Annotated in this window: 17 protein-coding genes; 6 read left to right on the top strand and 11 right to left on the bottom strand. The window is 65.3% G+C overall.

Features of this window, described 5'->3' with window-relative positions; genetic code table 11:
• The first annotated feature begins 109 nt into the window (after window positions 1-109).
• From ACQ5DX_RS04235 to pth, 3 genes are all read left to right on the top strand, one after another.
• Complete coding sequence (locus tag ACQ5DX_RS04235; protein WP_430331431.1) at window positions 110-1,585, top strand: FAD-dependent oxidoreductase; 1,476 nt, start codon at window positions 110-112, stop codon at window positions 1,583-1,585.
• A 253-nt stretch (window positions 1,586-1,838) separates the two neighbouring features.
• On the top strand, window positions 1,839-2,435 hold the full coding sequence (locus ACQ5DX_RS04230; RefSeq protein ID WP_430331430.1) for a 50S ribosomal protein L25/general stress protein Ctc: 597 nt from the start codon (window positions 1,839-1,841) through the stop codon (window positions 2,433-2,435).
• Between the two features lie 100 nt (window positions 2,436-2,535).
• A complete protein-coding gene (gene pth, locus ACQ5DX_RS04225) occupies window positions 2,536-3,114 on the top strand; it encodes an aminoacyl-tRNA hydrolase (protein ID WP_430331429.1) in 579 nt (192 codons plus the stop codon).
• A gap of 21 nt (window positions 3,115-3,135) precedes the next feature.
• Here pth and ACQ5DX_RS04220 read toward each other — a convergent pair whose 3' ends face one another.
• Entirely contained in the window at window positions 3,136-6,333 is a 3,198-nt protein-coding gene (locus ACQ5DX_RS04220; protein WP_430331428.1) for a type I restriction endonuclease subunit R, read from the bottom strand.
• Window positions 6,334-6,648: 315 nt separating this feature from the next.
• Between ACQ5DX_RS04220 and ACQ5DX_RS04215 the strand changes: the two genes are divergently transcribed.
• The 3 genes from ACQ5DX_RS04215 (at window position 6,649) to ACQ5DX_RS04205 (ending at window position 9,640) form a co-directional block, all read left to right on the top strand.
• Window positions 6,649-7,008 (top strand): hypothetical protein, encoded by a 360-nt coding sequence (locus ACQ5DX_RS04215; protein WP_430331427.1) that lies wholly within the window; start codon window positions 6,649-6,651, stop codon window positions 7,006-7,008.
• A 42-nt stretch (window positions 7,009-7,050) separates the two neighbouring features.
• Entirely contained in the window at window positions 7,051-7,722 is a 672-nt protein-coding gene (locus ACQ5DX_RS04210) for a DUF4352 domain-containing protein (RefSeq protein ID WP_430331426.1), read from the top strand.
• A 235-nt stretch (window positions 7,723-7,957) separates the two neighbouring features.
• Entirely contained in the window at window positions 7,958-9,640 is a 1,683-nt protein-coding gene (locus ACQ5DX_RS04205) for a hypothetical protein (protein ID WP_430331425.1), read from the top strand.
• Between the two features lie 400 nt (window positions 9,641-10,040).
• On the opposite strand, the gene ACQ5DX_RS04200 is transcribed toward ACQ5DX_RS04205, so the two are convergent.
• The 10 genes from ACQ5DX_RS04200 to ACQ5DX_RS04155 all read right to left on the bottom strand — a co-directional run bounded on the left by ACQ5DX_RS04200 (window position 10,041) and on the right by ACQ5DX_RS04155 (window position 19,010).
• Window positions 10,041-10,649: a DUF6642 family protein gene (locus ACQ5DX_RS04200; protein ID WP_430331424.1), complete on the bottom strand. Its 609-nt coding sequence runs from the start codon at window positions 10,647-10,649 to the stop codon at window positions 10,041-10,043.
• A gap of 76 nt (window positions 10,650-10,725) precedes the next feature.
• A complete protein-coding gene (locus ACQ5DX_RS04195; RefSeq protein WP_430331423.1) occupies window positions 10,726-12,318 on the bottom strand; it encodes a DUF222 domain-containing protein in 1,593 nt (530 codons plus the stop codon).
• Window positions 12,319-12,383: 65 nt separating this feature from the next.
• Window positions 12,384-13,271, bottom strand: coding sequence for a hypothetical protein (locus tag ACQ5DX_RS04190; RefSeq protein ID WP_430331422.1), 888 nt, complete (start codon window positions 13,269-13,271; stop codon window positions 12,384-12,386).
• 39 nt (window positions 13,272-13,310) lie between these two features.
• Complete coding sequence (locus ACQ5DX_RS04185; RefSeq protein ID WP_430331421.1) at window positions 13,311-14,075, bottom strand: PASTA domain-containing protein; 765 nt, start codon at window positions 14,073-14,075, stop codon at window positions 13,311-13,313.
• A gap of 90 nt (window positions 14,076-14,165) precedes the next feature.
• On the bottom strand, window positions 14,166-14,621 hold the full coding sequence (locus tag ACQ5DX_RS04180) for a DUF6508 domain-containing protein (protein ID WP_430331420.1): 456 nt from the start codon (window positions 14,619-14,621) through the stop codon (window positions 14,166-14,168).
• Window positions 14,622-14,643: 22 nt separating this feature from the next.
• Window positions 14,644-14,802 (bottom strand): hypothetical protein, encoded by a 159-nt coding sequence (locus ACQ5DX_RS04175; protein WP_430331419.1) that lies wholly within the window; start codon window positions 14,800-14,802, stop codon window positions 14,644-14,646.
• Between the two features lie 45 nt (window positions 14,803-14,847).
• Window positions 14,848-15,687: a phospholipase D family protein gene (locus tag ACQ5DX_RS04170; RefSeq protein WP_430331418.1), complete on the bottom strand. Its 840-nt coding sequence runs from the start codon at window positions 15,685-15,687 to the stop codon at window positions 14,848-14,850.
• 1 nt (window position 15,688) lies between these two features.
• A complete protein-coding gene (locus ACQ5DX_RS04165; protein ID WP_430331417.1) occupies window positions 15,689-16,159 on the bottom strand; it encodes a DUF6508 domain-containing protein in 471 nt (156 codons plus the stop codon).
• Window positions 16,156-17,397 (bottom strand): restriction endonuclease subunit S, encoded by a 1,242-nt coding sequence (locus tag ACQ5DX_RS04160; RefSeq protein WP_430331416.1) that lies wholly within the window; start codon window positions 17,395-17,397, stop codon window positions 16,156-16,158. The genes ACQ5DX_RS04165 and ACQ5DX_RS04160 overlap by 4 nt, the downstream gene beginning before the upstream one ends.
• A complete protein-coding gene (locus ACQ5DX_RS04155) occupies window positions 17,394-19,010 on the bottom strand; it encodes a type I restriction-modification system subunit M (RefSeq protein WP_430331415.1) in 1,617 nt (538 codons plus the stop codon). The genes ACQ5DX_RS04160 and ACQ5DX_RS04155 overlap by 4 nt, the downstream gene beginning before the upstream one ends.

Raw genomic sequence — 19,010 nt, 5'->3', positions numbered from 1 at the left:
GCCGCCCGTTCGGCAACAGCCTCCCGCTGGGCGGGATCTGTGTGCCACCGAACCTCGCACGCGTGTAAATGATCTGTGTCACACATTTATTCGTGCGAGAGGACACCACATGGCTGACGCCACACCGATCCGTCCCATCCCGGCAGAGCAGGTCACCGATTGGGCCTACGAGGCCGACGTCGTCGTCGCCGGATTCGGTGTCGCCGGCGCCGCGGCGGCCGTCGGAGCAGCCCAGGCGGGCGCCGACGTCCTGGTGCTCGAGCGGACCGGCGGCTGGGGCGGCGCCGCCGCGATGGCCGGCGGCTTCATCTACATGGGCGGTGGCACCCCGCTGCAGAGGGCGTGCGGGTTCGAGGACACCGTCGACAACATGAAGGCCTTCATGAAGGCCGCGCTCGGTCCGGGCACCGACGAATCGAAGATCGACGCCTACTGCGAGGGCAGCGTCGACCACTACCACTGGCTGGTCGACGAGTGCGGCGTGCCGTTCAAGATGAGCTTCTGGGGCGAGCCGGGCTGGGAGCCGCCGTACGACGACGGCCTGATGTACTCGGGCGGCGAGAACTCGGCCCCGTTCAACGCCACCATCCCGCCGGCGCCGCGGGGCCACGTCCCGCAGATGGACGGCAAGCACGACAGCACCGAGCGCGGCGGCGGCTACATGCTGATGAAGCCGCTCACCGACAAGGCCGCCGAGCTGGGTGTGCGCGCCGAGTACGACATGCGCGTGCAGGCCCTGATCGTCGACGCCGACGGCCGCGTCGTGGGCATCCAGGCCAAGCAGTACGGCAAGGACGTCGCCGTCCGTGCCCGCAAGGGCGTCGTGCTCGCGACCGGCAGCTTCGCCTACAACGACACGATGCTCGAGTCGTACGCGCCGAAGATGGTGGGCCGGCCGGCCGCTTCGATCGAGGAGCACGACGGCCGCGCGATCCGGATGGCGCAGGCACTCGGCGCCGACCTCGCGCACATGGACGCTGCCGAGGTCGCGTTCTTCTGCGATCCGCAGGTGTTCGTCCGGGGCATCCTCGTCAACGGCCGCGGCCAGCGCTACATCAACGAGGACACCTACCCGGGCCGCGTCGGTCAGGCCACGCTGTACGAGAACGAGAACCAGTCGTTCCTCATCATCGACGAGGCCGCGTACGAGGAGGGCATGTCCCGCACGACCGCGACGGAGCAGCTGCGCCACCAGCCGAAGTGGGTCGCCGAGACCGTCGAGGAGCTCGAGGCCGAGATGGGCCTGCCCGCCGGCGCCCTGCAGGCCACCGTCGACGTCTACAACCGTCACGCCGAGAACGGCGAGGACCCGCTGTTCGGCAAGAAGACGGAATGGAACAAGCCGATCGGATCCCCCGTCGCGGCGATCGATCTGCGCGGCATGACCGGCGGCTTCACACTCGGCGGCCTGCGCACCAGCGTCGACTCCGAGGTGCTGCACGTCTCCGGCGAGCCGATCCCGGGCCTGTTCGCCGCCGGCCGCTGCACCTCCGGCGTCTGCGCGGGCGGCTACGCGTCCGGCACCTCGCTCGGTGACGGCAGCTTCTTCGGCCGCCGCGCCGGCATCAACGCCACCAAGGGCTGACGCCGCACCCGCGACGAATCGTCCCGGTCGCCGCACTCGCGTCGACCGGGCCGATTCACTTCTGCGGCGGCATCCGGTAATGTGTTTCGAGTTGTCTCGGCGAGGGCGATTCGCGTAACACCGCTGAATCACCGTGATCGACGCGGCTACGGCTCCGATAGAGCAGTGCGCTCCGGCCGGTCGTGTCCGTCCACCCCTCACCGCGACGAACGACCGCCAACGAAATCTCACGTGAGTTGTAGGAGCCGTTTTCATGTCTGACGATAATCGCCTCGTAGCTGGCCTGCGCACCGAGTTCGGCAAGGGCGCTGCCCGTCGTGCCCGCCGCGACGGCCAGGTTCCCGCCGTCCTGTACGGCCACGGCACCGACCCGCAGCACCTGAACCTCCCGGCTCGCGAGTTCGCCGCCATCCTGCGCGCGCACGGCACCAACGTCGTCATCAACCTGGACATCGACGGCAAGGAGCAGCTGGCGCTGACCAAGTCGGTCGTCGTCCACCCGATCCGCCGCCACATCGAGCACGCCGACCTCCTGATCGTCCAGAAGGGCGAGAAGGTTGCAGTCGAGGTCCCGATCGTCGTCACCGGCATCGCCGCTCCGGGCGCGCTGGTCACCGAAGAGGTCACCACGATCAAGCTCGAGGTCGAGGCCCTGCACATCCCCGAGTCCGTCGAGGTTTCCATCGACGGCGCCGGTGTCGGCACCCAGATCCTGGCCGGCGCGGTCGCGCTGCCCAAGGGTGCGACCCTGGCCGACGACGCCGAGCTGCTGCTCGTGAACGTCGTTGCCGCCCAGGCTGCCGAGCCCGCCGCCGGCGAGGAGACCGAGGCAGCGGCCGAAGAGGCCTGATCAGCTCCGCGCTGAACGCCCAGCGGCGCGCCGATCCCGGTTCGGGGTTCGGCGCGCCGCTGTCGTATGAGCACCGTCGCATCGAAAGGACGCCCGAGCAGTGAGTGACGAGACCGGCACCGCAGTGGTCGTCGGCCTGGGTAACCCGGGACCGCAGTACGAGAAGACCCGCCACAACATCGGATTCATGGTGGCCGACGTCCTCGCCGGGCGCGTGGGCGGAAAGTTCAGCGCACACAAGCGCAGTGGCGCCGAGATCGTGCAGACCCGGCTCGTCGGGCGGCAGGTGATCCTGGCGAAACCGCGCTCCTACATGAACCTTTCGGGCGGTGCGGTGTCCGGACTCGCCCGCTTCTTCTCCGTGAAGCCGGAGAACATCGTCGTCATCCACGACGAACTCGACCTCGACTACGGCACCATCCGCCTCAAGCAGGGCGGCGGCGAGGGCGGACACAACGGCCTGCGCTCGATCTCGCAGTCGCTCGGGACCAAGGACTACCTGCGCACCCGCGTCGGCATCGGCCGACCCCCGGGACGACAGGACCCCGCCGACTACGTCCTCAAGCCGTTCTCGTCCGTCGAACGCAAGGAACTCGACCTCGTCTGCGAGGAAGCCGCCGACGCCGTCGAACTCGTCCTCCAGCTCGGACTCGAGGCGGCGCAGAACCGGCTGCACTGAGGTGCGGCCGGCTCCGTCGGGTCACGCGGCGGCCATCGTGGGCGCGATGACCTCCATCTGCTCGATGACGAGCTTGATCGCGGCGGGCTGCCGGTCCGGCGGGTAGCCGTGCCGGGTGAGCAGCCGCTTGATCTGTGATCGGAGCCGCGCCTTGACGTCCTCGCGCACTGTCCAGTCGGTGGACGCGTCACGCCGCATCACAGCCACGAGATCCCGGGCGATGTCGGCGAGCTTGCCCTCGCCCTGCTCCTCGACCGCCGACTCGTTCTGGGCAACCGCGTCGTAGAAGGCCAGTTCGTTCTCGTCGAGTGCCGGCGTGAAGCGGCTCCCGCGGTCGGACTCGGCGGCAACCTCTTTCGCCATCTCGACGAGCGCGGCGATCACTTCGGCCGAGGTGAGCTGACTGTTGGTGTACTTGACCATCAGCGCCTGGAGCCTCTCCGAGAAGGCGCGCTGGCGGACGACGTTGTGCTTCGCTGCCTTCCGTGACTCGTCGGTGATCAGCTTGCGCAGGGCCTCGATCGCCAGATTCGGATTCTTCGCCTCCTGCGCCCGCCGGATGAAGTCGACGTTGATGTCCTTCAGTGACGGCTTCGGCATGCCCGCGGCGTCGTAGATGTCGAGGACCACACCGGATTCCACGGACGCTGCCATCAGCTGGCGCAGCGCCCTCTGCACGTCCTCCGGGACCGCCTGGCCGCGCGCGTAGCGCTCCTCGGCATCCCACTTGGCCATGTAGACCCGAACTTCCTCGAAGAACTGCGCCTCCTTCACCTGCTCGCGCAGCGCCTCTTGGCTGCCGCAGATCGCCCACACCCGCGAGAGCTGAGATGCGAACTTGCGGTAGCGGGCCGCGAGAGTCTCCCGCCCCTCCTCCACGCGGTTCTCCGGGTTGCGCGGGTCGCGCAGGTAGTTGACGGTCGCGTTGGCTGCGTCGGCAAAGGCTCGGGGACCGGGCCGTAACAACTGCTCGCGCCAATCGAGGCCGTCCAGAAGGTTCTCGATGATCCGGATGAGGTCCTTGGCCGTGTCGACCGCGGCACCGATGTCCTTGCCGATCGGCTTACGCTGCTGGTCGGTCTCCGTGTATTCGGCGAGCGCCTGGGCGAGGTTGTCGGCGACCGGCGCGTAGGCGACGAGGAGCCCGTCCTGCTTGCCGCGGAACGTCCGGTTCACTCGGGCCAACGCCTGCATCAGCAGTGCGCCCCGGAGCGGCCGGTCGAGGTACATGGTGTGCAACGGCGGCGCGTCGAAGCCCGTGAGCATCATGTCCTTGACGATGACCAGTTCGAGCTCGTCGTCGATGTCCTTGAGCCGCTTCTTGATCGCGGCGTTCTCGGAGTCGCGGCGCACATGATCGCTGATGGGAGCAACGTCGCTGGGATTGCCGGAGTAGACCACCTTGATCCGGCCGGTCGACAGGTCGTCGGTGTGCCAGTCGGGACGCAGAGCGACGATCTCCCGGTACAGGTTGGCACAGATCTCTCGGGTCGCGCCGACGATCATCGCCTTGCCCGCCGCTACCGGGTTGTCCTCCGAACTCACGAACGGCGTCATCGCCGCGCGCCGGACCTCCCAGTGCTCGACCAGGTCGGCCGCGAGCTTCTTCAACCGCGTCGGTGCTCCGTAGACCGCGTTGATGACCGCGACACTCTTCTCGATCCGGTCCCGTTCGGTGTCGTCGAGTCCGAGCGTCGCCTCGTCCGCCGACGCGTCGATATCCCCCTCTGAGACATCCTCGGCGAAGGACACTTTCACGAGCCGGCTCTCGAAATAGATCGGAACCGTGGCGCCGTCCTCGACGGCTCGGGTCAGGTCGTAGACGTCGATATCCGGGCCGAAGACGTCCCGGGTGTCGCGGTCGGCTTCCGAGATCGGGGTGCCGGTGAAGGCGATCAGGGTGGCGTGCGGGAGCGCATCGCGCAGGTGCCGCGCGTACCCGTCGAGGTTGTCGTAGTGGCTGCGATGCGCCTCGTCCACCATGACTATGACGTTCCGTCGCTCCGTCAACAGGGGATGGCTCGCACCGGACTGCTTTTCGTCCTTGGTGCGCCCGAACTTCTGCAGCGTCGTGAAGTAGATGCCCCCGGTCGTGCGTCCGGACAGCTCCTGTCGCAGTTCCTCCCGCTTGCGGATCTGCTTCGGCCGTTCCGGGAGCAGCCGGGACCTCAGGAACGTCTCGTAGAGCTGACCGTCGAGTTCGTTGCGGTCGGTGATGACCACGATCGTCGGGTTGGCGAGCTGCGGATGGCGAATCACCTGGTTCGCGTACAGCTCCATCTCCATCGACTTGCCCGAGCCCTGGGTGTGCCAAACCACGCCGGCCTTGCCGCTGGTGCCGACTGCCTTAACGGTCTCACCAATGGCCTTGGTGACAGCGAAGTACTGGTGCGGCTTGGCGATTCGCTTCAGCAGCCCGTTCTCGTCGTGGTCGAACGCGGTGAAGTTGCGGAGCAATTGGAGGAAGCGTTCCTGGTTGAACAGTCCGTGCAGCGCGGTGTCGAGGGGCGTCGCACCGTCGAGGGTCTCGAGCGTGACAGGCTTGCCGTAGTCGTCGACGTTCCACGGCGAGTAATGATTGAGCGGCGTGAACGGCGTCCCGTAGCGCGCGGTGATTCCGTCCGAGATCAGGTTGAGGACGGCGAATCGGAACGCGAGCGGGAACTCCTTCAGATACGTCCTGAGCTGTGCGTGCGCCTGCACCAACCCGGCGTTCTCGGCGCCGGCCTTCTTGAGTTCGATGATGCTGACCGGCATTCCGTTCATGTACAGGACGATGTCGAATCGCCGCCGGTGGTCGCCCTTGACGATGGTCACCTGGTTGACGGCGAGCCAGTCGTTCTCGTCGGGATCCGTCGACAGGAGTCGGATCGTGGGAGTGACCTCTTCACCCGACTCGTCGACGTAAGAGATCTTGCGCAGCCCCTCGGTGAGGAACTCGTGGATCGCCTCGTTCTCCGCGATCGCGTCGGTCGATCCCGCCGTTTCGATCGCGGCGACGGCCTGCTCCAGCGCGTGCTCGGGAAGGTTCGGGTTGAGCCGGGCGATGGCCTGTCGTAGACGCGGAACGATCAGTAGCTCGTCGAACGACGCACGCTCGCCACTGCCGGGCGCGATCTCCGTTCCGGACGTGGGCCGCCAACCCAGTTCCCCAAGGACGTCGAGAGCCATCTGCTCCCAGTCGTTCTCGGACGGCGTTCGGCTCTCGATCACTGCCATGTCCTCCCTCACAACAACGCAACAGGGCAAACAGTACCGGCCGAGCCCAGGCGGCCAGATTCTTCACAGGAGCATCTCCGATAACTCCGGTTATCAAGAGTCTGCTTGTCTTTGCATCGCCGTGGTCCACAGGATGTGATCACCACCTCGACCGAACCAGGGAGTCTGTCTGTGACTGTTCCGACCGAGCCCCACATTCCGCCTGTTCTGCCTGCTCCACCGAGGCAGCAGCCGTCGCCCCGGCGCCTCTTCTGGCTGGGACTGGGCGTAGGAATCTCGGCCACAGTCGCCGTCGCCGGCCTCACGATCGGGGCCGTGACGGCCGTCCGGGCCGCGAGCACACCGGAGACGTTCGACATCACCGGAATGATCACGCTCACCGGCAAGACCACGTCGAGTGGTCTGCCGACCGGCTTCGCGTGTGCCGGGGCCGGCGGATACAGCGACCTGTCTCCCGCTGCGGCGGTGAAAGTTTCGGACGAATCCGGGACGCTGCTGGCGAAGGGCCATCTGACCGGCAGCAGCGGCAGGTCCGGGTACTGCATCTTCGACTTCACCGTCACCGACGTGCCCCGGGGCATCAAGTTCTACGAGGTCGAGATCTCGCATCGCGGTGGTCTGTCGTACACCGAGGCGGAGGCCGAGGACGGTCTCGCACTCACTCTCGGCGACTGACACGCCACTCCTCCAATCCGTTTCAACCCGAAAGGTCCAACCATGACAATCCCCCAGCAGCCCATGTCCGCTCAGCCGGTGCCGCCGGCCCAGTCGCCGAAGAAGAAGTCGAAGAAGTGGCCGTGGGTGGTCGGCGCCATCGCGGCGATCGTGGTGATCAGCGCGGTCGCCGGCGGCGGCGAGGACGACAAGAAGTCGGCTGACGCGACGCCGCCTGCCGGTGTCGCCGCGGTGGACGCGGCCGCTCCCGCCGCACCGGGTGCAGTCGCTCCCGCCGCTCCTGCCGCAGCCCCGGCACCCGCACCGAAGAAGGCCTTGCCCGGGCTGAACACCCCGGTCCGCGACGGCAAGTTCGAGTTCGTCGTCACCGATGTCGAATCGGGACTCAGCACCGTCGGTGACAATCCGTTCCTCACCAAGAAGGCCCAGGGGCAGTTCGTGATCGTGACGATGACGGTGGCGAACACCTCCGACAAGCCGAAGAGTCTCAGCCCGAGCGACCAAGAGATGTACGACGCGCAGGGCCGTAAGTTCACCTCGGACACGTCGGCCGGGATCGCCCTCGACTCGGATGTGTCGGTCTGGGATCAGATCAACCCCGGCAACCAGGTGACGATGAAGGTCGTCTACGACATGCCGGCTGACGCCGTGCCCGCCGAGATGAAGCTGCACGACTCGATGTTCTCGGGCGGCTCTCGCGTCGCCCTCGGATAGGAAGCCCGATCGAGCGGGCGCGAGCGCTGGGGGGTGCCCGCGCCCGCACCGACATATCTCACACAAACAGATCAGGGGAGGAACACGTATGCCCGGTTCGGCCGCCGAACGCATCGCCACGCTCGAGTACGCCGTGGGTCCACGGCGCAGAATCGTCCACACGCACAATCCTGCGTACTGGGGTACCAACGGGGCGGTTCGGCCCAGTTCGATGCCCCTATCGCATGCTGCGGCTGTGGAATCTGCGGCGTCGGTATTCCGCTACTCCGACGCCTGCGCGCTCTGGCTGCATCTCGCGCAGCCGGCGTCCGATCGCATCGAGATCACAAAGATCAATGACGATGCGCTGGTGGCCTCGCCCGACCCGGACGTGATCTACCACGTCACCGGCCTCGACAGCACCTGGCACCGCGGAGAAGATCCGCGCCGCTACACCGTGGTCCCGGCTCGTGACGTACTGGACGAACTTCTCGACAGGCTCGACGATCTCAGCGGCCTGCTGCAGAATCCGCCGGCGAGTGCGCACGATCTCTGGGACTACTTCGTCAAGCCCGGGGGGCGGACCGATTCGCCGGGCCCGTTCACCGCGACCGATCGTCGAGTGTCCGAGAGCATCGGACCCTACACGGGATGGCGACTGATTCCTGGAGACTCCGTCTGCATCGAACCTCTGGGCCGGAACAACTTTCGAGATGCCGATCGGGTAGCGGCCATCCAATCCGTGATCGACAGCGCCGGGGGCACCGTCGCGGGGTGGTGCGCCGCCCACGACGCACTGTTCCGACGGCCGGGAGTCGACGACGCGGCGAGCCCGGTCCTCGCGCAGGTGCGAGCACTGGATCTGGATGAGGACGATCGACGCCTGGCGCGCGAACTGTTCCTCGATCTGATTCTCTGGCAGGCGGATCGAACCTCTGGTAGCCAATCGATGACAACGCGACACGAAACCCTCGGTGTGCACTCCCCCGTCGAAACGGACGCCGCCTTCCTCGGGATCGGCCCGGACCCGAATGGTCGGAAGCTCTTCATCGGCTCTGGTAGGGACGGGTTCGAGTTCGCGGCCTACGCGTCCGACACCGTCCCGGTGCTGTCTGAACCGGTGTACCGCATCGTGGTGCCGCACGAGCGCATTCGCACCCTCTGCGATGTGCTGGGCGCGCCGGCGTATGCACACCCGCTGCCGGTGATCAGTCTGTTCGCGGACGAGATCGGCACACTCGGCCCCCAGAAGTGGCTGCGGGACAACGGAGTCAAGGACTGGACCGAGGAAAACCCCGAGCCCATACCGACGCCGTCATCGCGGGAACTCGCGGAGGAGTTCGTTGCAACCCTCTACCGGCCGCCAGCCGGCGGGCATGGATCGGGTGTCGGACTTCCCGGGAAGACGGAGTTTCCGGCCACCTGGTCAACGGAAACAGTAATGGAGCGGATCGAGTGTACGACGGTCGAACCCATGTCGCGGACAGTCGTCGGCCGGACGGTGTTCGATGAACGCGAGTTCGACGATGTCTGGGTCTGTGTGTTGTGGCGACGCCCACTCGATGAGGAGCCACGTGTGGTCACTGCATATCCGCTCAGCGGCGACGGGGTGGTGTTCAACGAGCTACCGGACGACTATCCGAGGAACCTGGTGATTCCGACGGCGAACGACCTGTGCAAGGCAGTGGATTCGGCACCGGTCCAGCTGGTACGCCTGGTCCGGAACGCTGCCTCCTGCGGCGAACCGTACGAGGCGATCCTCGCCGGCCTGCACGTGGCGACCGCGTGTGGCATTGCGCTGCCGATCGACCTCATGAGCACCGTCGCGCAGCTCATCTTCAGTGGCTTCTTCGACGACGCCGACAACGACGAACTTGTCGAAGTGTTCTCGGAACTGGCGGCTCGCGACTATCCGGAGAGCAAGTGGGGTCCGCGCTGACGCCGACTATCGCCTGCACGATCTCGACCGCTCGACCGAATCGAGGCCCCACGCTGATTTCCCCGCCGACCGATCGCATCCCGTACCCGCAGGATGCGATCGCCACGCTTGCCGTTGCGAAGCAGTGGCAGCGAGCGGCGATCGTCTGGACGTACACCAGCCCTTCTGGCGCAGGGATGACCGTCCAGGAATTCGCCGATCTCGGCGTCGTTCTCTCACCTCGGAACAGTTCGTCGCGAAGTACCGCGACGCCTGGCAGTCCGTCGTCGACCGCGGACTGTCTGCGCCGCTGACCTTCGGCGACCGGATCCCCGACGTCCCGCTCGATTGGAAGCACACGGGCAACCGGCACATGAGCGGATGCACCTGCGGTTGCGGCACTCTGTAACAGGGGCCGGGCTTACACGCTGAGTAGTTCCTCGACGGGATCGATTCGCCGCGCCGACACCCAATCTGCATGGGCCATGCGGAAACCGAGCCGAGAGGCCATGCCGCGATGCTTCTTCACGATCGCATCGTAGGCGGGCTTCATATTGGTTCGGCGCACGAGTTCCGAGATCAGGATCAGCTCGAACGCGACGGATTCGATCCAGTCGACGTTCTTCGTGTAGCCCACGATCGCCCGTGCTTTCGTCCGACGGCAGAAGTCACGCAGGACGTCGTCGTCGGCGGCGAGCGTACTGCACGAGCTCAGATAGACCGTCTTGTTCTGGCACCGGCCTTCTAATATTTCGGCGATGTCGTCCAAGGTAATGTCGTCGGCGCCCAGATGCAGTGTCTGCGCGGAACCGTGGAAGGCGAGACACAGCAGGTTGTATCGCTTGCTGCGCATACGCAGCCACTTGTCGAGGAGATACTCCAACTCGCGACTTGTGGCGACGTCTCTGTGAACGAGCGAGATCATGTCGCTGCGTTCGAGCAATCGGAGCGCTGGTTCGATGCTCATCCGCTCCTCCAGCGAGTCACCCCAATCCCCCTCGAGACACAGGACACCAGGCGGCTTCGACAACGTGTGGACCTTCCCCTCTTCCGATCAACCTGAGGTGTGATCAGCCGAGAGACATCCTTGCCTAGCACCGAAGTCGTCAGAAAGGTGGGGCGTCGTTCGCGGTGCCGATCGTCGGCACCGTGTCGGTCACGTTATCGCGACTGAGGTGCCGGGGCGAATATCCGCGGCGTCTACGTTGGCGCGGCGGGATTCGACTCTCGAGGAGGTAGTCGAGGTCGAGTTCGGCGGGCGAGTAGTTGAGCCGTGCGAGCGTGCCGGCATCGGTGAGCCGGGCGAGGAGTTCGTCGTCGATGCCGGCTCGCAGGTCGTCATTGGGCACCGCATCGGCGAACGGTCCCTGCGGATCGGTGATGGTGGTTCGGGCCGACGGATCGGACCATTCCAGCCGCCCCTGCCCGATCTGGTGGACGGTCCAGTAACCGAGCGTCTTGAGCCGGTGATGTTTGCGGCACAGGCAGGCCAGGTTGTCGGGCACGGTGAGCCCACCACACGCCGGATCGTCGTGGTCGAACGGAATCGTGTGGTCGAGGTCGCATGACGCGGCCGGGACTGTGCAGTTCGGGAATCGGCACGCGCCGTCCCGGATTCGCACTGTCTCTGCAAGCTGGGCCGCCGGCCGATATGTTTGTTCCCACAGTCGTTTCCGAGTCCGCGCCGTGACATCCTCCGGGCACGTTTCTGGAGTGGGGAGAGCCCGGCCGATCCCGAGGATCGTGCCCGCGGCGGCGCCGGTGTCGAGCCTGGCCCGATCAGCGTCGGACAGCGTCAGCACCCGCTTCCACGTGGTGTCGGCGGCGAGCTCACGGGCGAGGGCGGCGTCGATGGGGCCGTGGCCGGACAGGTAGCCGGGCGCGTCGTCGAGGCCGAGAAGCGTCGACACGTTGACCCCCACGAGCAGCTGAACCTGGACACCCCGTGGTTCACCGGTGAGATCTGTTCGCGCGGTGCAGTCTTCGCGCCCGCAGCGGCACTCGAGGTGTGTGCGACCGGAGGCGAGGGCGACCAACGCGTCCGCCCGTCGTTGCGCGTGGGTGCGGGGATCGCGGCCGCACACGTCGAAGCTCATCGCGCGCAGTCGGCCAGCGAGGATCTGGCCGCCTTCCGCAGGCAACAATCCGTCGACCTCGGCCATCGCGTCTTCCCGGGCGATGACCCGCACGTCACGATCCGCGCCGGCACGGCGACGGCGTTCGCGGGCACCCTCCGGGTCCAGTCGGGCGATGAGTCGTCGAGCACGATCCTTGAGTCTCGTCGTGCTGGTGCGATCCGCCCCGTCGAGCAGTCGTCGTTCGATTTCGGCGAGTACGCCATCGGACACGTTCGCCAGGGCCGCGGACAGGGCGTGAGCCTTCGCAAGGTCGACCCGGCCTGACGCGAACGCGTCCCGCACCTGATGCAGACGCCAGCGGAGATCGCAGCCGAGGCCAATCATTCGCTGGGCCGCAGCCTCGGTGAGACCGAGGATCCCGGCGACCTCGACATGTGCGAACTCTCCTTGATGAGCCTCGTTTCGACCGACGCGAGCATCCTCCTCGCAGCGCGTGACGTACAGGTCGGTCACCATGTCGATTTCGAGGAACTGCTCGCGCGCGATCCGGGCATGGCGCACGACGAGCGCCGCGGACACATCCGCATCCGCGGCCACACTCACCACCCCCATATCGAACATAGTTTCGAGCATAGGTTCCACCACCGACAAGAACCCGGGAAATCGGAATCGTCGTTGTACGTTGCTCAGGAGTCCGAGTTCCACCGTTGCCGGAGGTCGTCCACTGTGGGGTTCGCCGCTGCGCGCTTCGTCGGCGTCGCCTTGCGCGGTGGCTTCCCTGAAGTCCGGGGCTGCGACTGCGACGCCACAGTTCCTGTCGGCCGACGACGCGCGGCGAGCGCATGCATCGCCTCTCGCCCCTCGGCGCGAATCTTTGCGATCCCGGGCACCTCGCTCGCGGACAAAACCGAATGTTCGAGCGGACGAGCGTTGAGGGCGATGAGGGATCTATTCGCGGAGGCGACTTCCTTCTCGAGACAAAGGCACTCGGTACAGCACCATCGATCTTCGAACTGTTCGAGCCGGCCCTTCGTGGATTGGCACACACCGCACCCCCCAGGCGGGGCCACAGGCATTGCCTTCGGAGCGGCAACCGCGCTGGACTCGGACGGCTTCGCCGCGATCGGCGGTGCCGCTGGGGCGGGCAATGCCGTCGGCATCGGTTTCGGCGCGATGGCGGCGAGTTCCGCTACGAGGGCCGTCACAAGATCGCGTTTGCCGCCGAGTAGATCGGCGAGCTGGGCAGCCAGGCCTCCCGGCGACTGCTCGAGGTAGCGGAGTTCGGACCGCGCTCGCGCGATCTCCACCTCGAGATCGGCGACTCTTCGACGTTGTCCGATTGCGGTCTCACAGGCACTCAACCCACCAGGCGGGAGCCTGGATTCACCGAACACTGCCATCGCCAGTTCCGTACGGGCACGGTTCCAGTCCAGGACGAGCTGCTGCAAATCGACCTCGAGAGACTCGTCCTCCCGCACGAGTTCGAGCGCGTATTCGAGTTCGTCGGCCAGCGTCTTTGCTGCCGTCCGTGCCTGCCGGAGCAGGCCGTCGAGCTTGTCTGTGGGCGTGGTCAATTCAGATTGTCTCCTGCTGTGGATGCACGCGACCATGTGTTACGAGCAGTCGCCCGGTTCTCCGTGCTTGACGACCGACAGCATCGCGTCGCCGTCACCGATCGATGTTCCCGGCGCGGGACTCTGCCCGACGACGACCCAGTTGCGATCGGACACCTGCATGCGACCCTTACCGGTTGCGTCTTGACTGCGGGAGTAGAAGACGCCGGCTTCCTGGATGGTGTCCTGCGCCGTTTGCAGATTCATACACATAACGTTCGGCATGAGGGCCTGCGCGGGCGCTGCCGACCCGGCTGCCACCGGAGGAAGCGCGGGCTGCTGAGTGTTCGGGCCAGGTTCGGCGGGGACGGGCGGCCACACACCGGGGGCTGTCGGCACCGCTGTCGCCGCGGTGCTGGACGTCGTCCCGGACGATGTGCTGTCCAACCCGTTGCTGATGTCGCCGATGATGCCGATCAGGAGCAGTGCCGCCGCGACGAGGGACGCGGCGACGACGCCCTTGCGGATCGGCTTCCTCGCCGGGGGCTCCGGCGGGGCCGCGAAGGCCGCATCCGTGTCGCCCGCCAAGAAGGCCTCGTGGCCGGCCTGCGCCCTGGCCGCGAGGGCGTCCTTGTCGGCCTTGATGCGGGCGAAGTGATCACGGATCAGCCGGCCGACGGCGAGGTACCACAGGCCGGCGGCGAAGAGCAGGACGAACACGAGCAAACCGATGTCGAGTTGGATGAGGCTGACGATCGCCAACCACGTGAACATGCCGGCGAAGAAGCCGGCTACGACGCGGAGATAGGGACGGATGATGTTCATGGTCTTCCTGGTGTGCCAGATTGGGTCGGCGTTGGGAGCCGACTGGATGCGATTGTGACAGACGCCACTGACAGGTAGATGGCCTGTCGCCTACGACGCGGATGCGAGCTCAAGCAGACGGTCGAACAGTGCCGGCATGGTTCCGTTGTCGAATACCCCGACCAGTGCGCCTTCGCAGATTCGATCGGCGAGAACAAGTTTGGTCATCAGACCGAGAACCTCGCCGGCATCGAGACGTGCGACCACAGCGGGGACGTCCACATCCCGCTCACGCAGCTTCTCGATCGAACCTTCGGAAAAACTCGCGAACGAAGGAACCAGGAGTCCGTGTTCGTGTAGCCATCGCACTGCCTCGGTGACCAACGGATCCTCGATGGTGTAGCCGAGAGCCACAACACGGCCGTCGGTCGACTCTGGACGCTTGGCGTATCCGAACGGACCATCGTGCGAGTTGATTCGGCCGGTGAGCTCCCGCAGCTCGGCCACCTCGTTCCGATCGAGCTCGGCCAGAGCGTCCTCTGGGACACGGATCTCCGGATCGGTCATTTTGGTTCCCCCCCTATTCTGTTCAGTCTTGGTGGTACTCGACGTCGGGCCAGAGATCGAGGAGCGATCCGACGAAGGCCTTGCGGACGTACTTCCCGTCTCTGAAGTCCGGCTTCTCCCCCAGCTTGCCGAACGCCGCTTCGACGTCGGGCACCCTCACCTCGTAGTCCGAGTTCTGCACCAGGAGGTAGTAGTACCGGCGCGGCGGTGAGGCAAACGAATCCAGCTAGGTGTGCACGAGTTTGCCGGGCTCGCCGACCGCGCCGTTGCGGCGAGGACGCCCGGACTTGGTGCCCTCGACGAGGATGACTTGCTCGCCGTCGCCGTACCGAATCCCTTCGGCGTCGTCCCACCAGAACATGTCGATGCGGTAGTCCGGATTCTCATCCAGCCCGTACTCGCCGGAGAGCTCCTCGGCCATGGCCTCGGCTTCCTCGGTGGGTTCGCTCTCCGAGTCGACGACCGCGAGATGCAGGACGGTGGGGCGCAACCATCGCTCGCCGTCATCGTCGTCGCTGTCTTCATCGCCGTCACCCTCGGCGTCGCCCTCGGGCATGGTGCGATCGGCACCGAACTCGTCGGCGAGGTCCTCGAGGTCAGCTGCCTCGAGTAGCGTTGCCCTGCTTTTCCATTCGATCAGTGCGTCGCGCACTTCGTCGAAGCACTCTCCGTCGGCGAGGACCACGGACTCGAACAGGCGTGTGGCCGACGACTGCGACAAGTTCGCCGAACCGATGACGGCGAACGCGTCGTGTTTCACGTCGACGGCTTCGGCCAGGATCAGCTTGGCGTGCAGGTTCTTCAGGGAGTACACCTTGACACCGGAGTTGATCCAGAAAAGCAGGACCTTCGGATCCGTCGATCCCGCGCGGACCGTCCGGCGGTCAGCGTCGACGATGATCGACGATCCGCGCCGGATTTTCACGATGTCCGATGCACCGCTGCCGACGTAGGAGACGGCAGCGGTGATCGACGTGGAATACGGCGCGAGCAACGGGGTCAGCTCATCCCAGACGTCACGGCCGGCAATCACTCGTGCGGTGCGGTCACCGAGTACGTCGGACACTTCACTGGCCTTCCTTCAGCTCGAAGTCGAGTAGCCGCTCCAGAAGCGGCGGCAGGAAACGGTTTTCGAGGGAGTTCGCGAGCGCTGTCGTGGCTGTTCGGTCACCGCCGACGACGCTGCCGATCATGCCGAGCACCTCGGTGGGGCCGAGTTGTGGGGCGAGTTTCCGAATGCCGCACAGGTTCAGCAGGTCTCGCCCCCGATCCCAACCCGCCCAGTCGAAACCAGGAACGAACAGGCCCTGGTCGTAGAGGAAGCCGACGACTTCCTCCACGAGCGGATCGGTGGCACCTGATTCCCGGTCCCACGGGGCGCGGAAGCTCGATCCGTTGACGGGCCAAAGCGTATTGACCCGCGCGATGATCGATCGCAGCTGCGCCCACGCATCCTGGTCGAGGTCTGCAATCGCTCGCTCGGCCGGCGATTCGACAACCTCGGCCTGGTTTGTGTCCGATCGACTTTCGTCGATCACAACACCTCCTCGACCTGACGCTCCGCGTCGCGGACGCGGAGTTCGCCGGACATCAGACGCGGGAGCAGGGCGTCGCGGGTGGCGGCGAGAGTGCGGGATTCATTGCGGGTCGATGCCGACAGTGACTCCAACGGTTCCAGCACCTGAGCAAGCTCACGTTGCCTCGAAAGGTCAGGCAACGCCAACTTCAGCGATCGCATGTCGGCTAGGTTGATGTAGTCCGCCATGTCAGTGTTCGATTTGAGGTACAGAGCTTGCCTTTTGAACTGATCAGAAGCCAACCATCGCCGAAGGTACACCCACTCAATCGCATCATTCTGATGTACGCGAAAGAAGCAAATCTGAGGACTATAGACGACTTCCTCCCCAGCATCCTCGAGTACAGCAATACGGCCGACCGTACCCTTGGTTGTCAGGAGGATATCGCCACGCTGCCCTGTCTTCACCCCGATAGCTGACCTTCGGTCCACGGACACGAAGTCAGAGCCTTCGGCGGCGACTTGCCCACCAATGACGTCCGCAACACGAATGATCCGAAAGCCGCTCTCCGCCAGTTCTGCCCGTTTCGTCCTGTATCCGTCACTGAAGGTCAAGGCGCCTTGCGCCGCCAATTCTCCGATCGTCGTCTCAGGTGCACCGTCAACTTGTCCAGGACTGGGAGATCCGGAGCAAGACTGCGAGAGTTGAGCAAAGCATGCATCTGCAAGCGAGTCGCTTGTCTGCACCAACTTGTGGTTCGCGGCGATCTTGTCGTCGAGGGCGCCGAGGACCTCGGCGATGGCACACTGATCCGAATAGTCGGGTGCCGGAACCTTAACCGCAAGAAGTGCCGTCTGCCGAATGCCTAGGACTGTCGTACCGGTCGCCCGTCCCGCCAGGTCCGCCTGTACCTGTGTGCTCTGAAGGGCGTAGTAGAGAAACCCGGTGTCCAGTACGCCCGGCTTCCCTCTCAATCCGAATACTCTTTGTGCAAGAACGACTGCGTCGTTGGATCGGAGTCGAGCGACCCGACCCAATGGAGCCTCACTAGTGAGGATGACGTCGCCCTCTTTCATGGGGCTTTCCATCCATGACCGAAAAACGTCGAGCGAAACCTTGCGTGCTTCCCGAAGATCGACGATCCCATCAGAAACCAGGCCTGCCGACACCACAGGCACTCCAGAATCTTGGAATGGAGGGTTCTTCCCCCGGTTGTCGACCAGCAGTTCGAGTGCATCACCGAGGACCAGCGTTCTCACAAGACCCTCCTCAACTGCTCGCGCACCACTGCCTGCAACCGCGCCGATTCGTCGAACTGCTCGAACAGCTCCTTCGTCAACCGCTCCAACTTCTCCGCAATCGGTTCACCGTCGTCCTCGATGGGCGCGGCGCCGACGTAGCGACCGGGCGTGAGCGCGTAGTCCGCTTCCTTGATCTCCGCGAGCGTCGCCGAGTAGCAGAATCCCGGCTCGTCGGCGTACTCAATGCCGTTCGCAGATTCCGTTCCACGCCAGGCATGGAACGTGCCCGCGATCTTGGCGATGTCGTCGTCACTCAACGCCCGCTCGGCGCGATCGACCATGTAGCCCATGTTCCGCGCATCGATGAACAACACCTGGCCCTGACGATCGATGGACCCCTTGAGGCCCTTCGCCTTGTCCTTCGCGAAGAACCACACGCAGACCGGAATTCCCGTGCTGCGGAACAGCTGTGTCGGCAGCGCGATCATGCACAACACCAAATCCGCCTCGACCAGACGCGCGCGGATGTCGCCCTCGCCGCCGGAATTCGACGACATGGACCCGTTCGCCATGACGACACCGGCGCTGCCCCGCTCGGACAGCTTCGAGACGATGTGCTGAATCCAGGCGTAGTTCGCGTTGCCGGCTGGCGGAACGCCGAACTTCCAGCGCTTGTCGTCCTCCTTGCGGGTCCAGTCCTTGATGTTGAAGGGCGGATTGGCAAGCACGTAGTCCGCCAACAGATCCGGATGTTTGTCCTGCGCGAACGTGTCCTCCCACCGGTCCCCCAGATTGCCGGTGATGCCGTGGATCGCGAGGTTCATCTTCGCCATCCGCCACGTGCGCTCGTTGAGCTCCTGCCCGTACACCGCGACCTCGGTCGGGTTGCCGCCGTGACGCTCGATGAACTTCTCCGTCTGCACGAACATGCCGCCCGAACCACAGGCCGGGTCGTAGACGCGGCCGCTGTACGGCTCGAGCATCTCCACTAGCACCCGCACCACACCCGCCGGTGTGTAGAACTCGCCACCCCGCTTGCCCTCGGCACGGGCGAACTTCTCGAGGAAGTACTCGTACACCTCGCCCAGCAGGTCGCGCGCCTTCGTCGCGCCGTGGCCAGTGAAGCGCGTGTCGTTGAACAGGTCGATCAGCTCACCGAGCCGGCGCTGATCGACGCTGTCACGGTTGAAGATCGTCGGAAGCGTGCCCGAGAGAGTCGAATTGGTCTTCATCAACTCGCGCATCGCGGCATCGATCAACTGACCGATCGTCTGCCCCTCGACCTCCAGAGTCTCCTGGATGCCCTTCGCGTTCTCCGCCAGGAAGGTCCACCGCGCGGTCTCCGGCACCCAGAACACACTGTTGCCGAGGTATTCGTCCTCGTCGTCGATCAGCGTCGCGATCTGGTCCTCGTTCAAGCCGTCGGCAATCAGTTCCTCGCGGATCTGTTCACGACGCTCGTCGAACGCGTCGGAGACGTACTTGAGGAACACCAGTCCCAGGATCACGTCCTTGTACTGGGAGGCATCCATGGAACCACGCAGCTTGTCAGCGGCCTTCCACAGAGTGTCCTTGAGTTCCTTCATCGTCGACGGCGCGGCGGAGACCGCAGCCCTCTTCCTCGGTGGCAT

It is taken from the genome of Rhodococcus sp. ACT016, assembly GCF_050477185.1.
Lineage (GTDB): Bacteria > Actinomycetota > Actinomycetes > Mycobacteriales > Mycobacteriaceae > Prescottella.
This window is presented reverse-complemented; position numbering and strand designations above follow the sequence as displayed.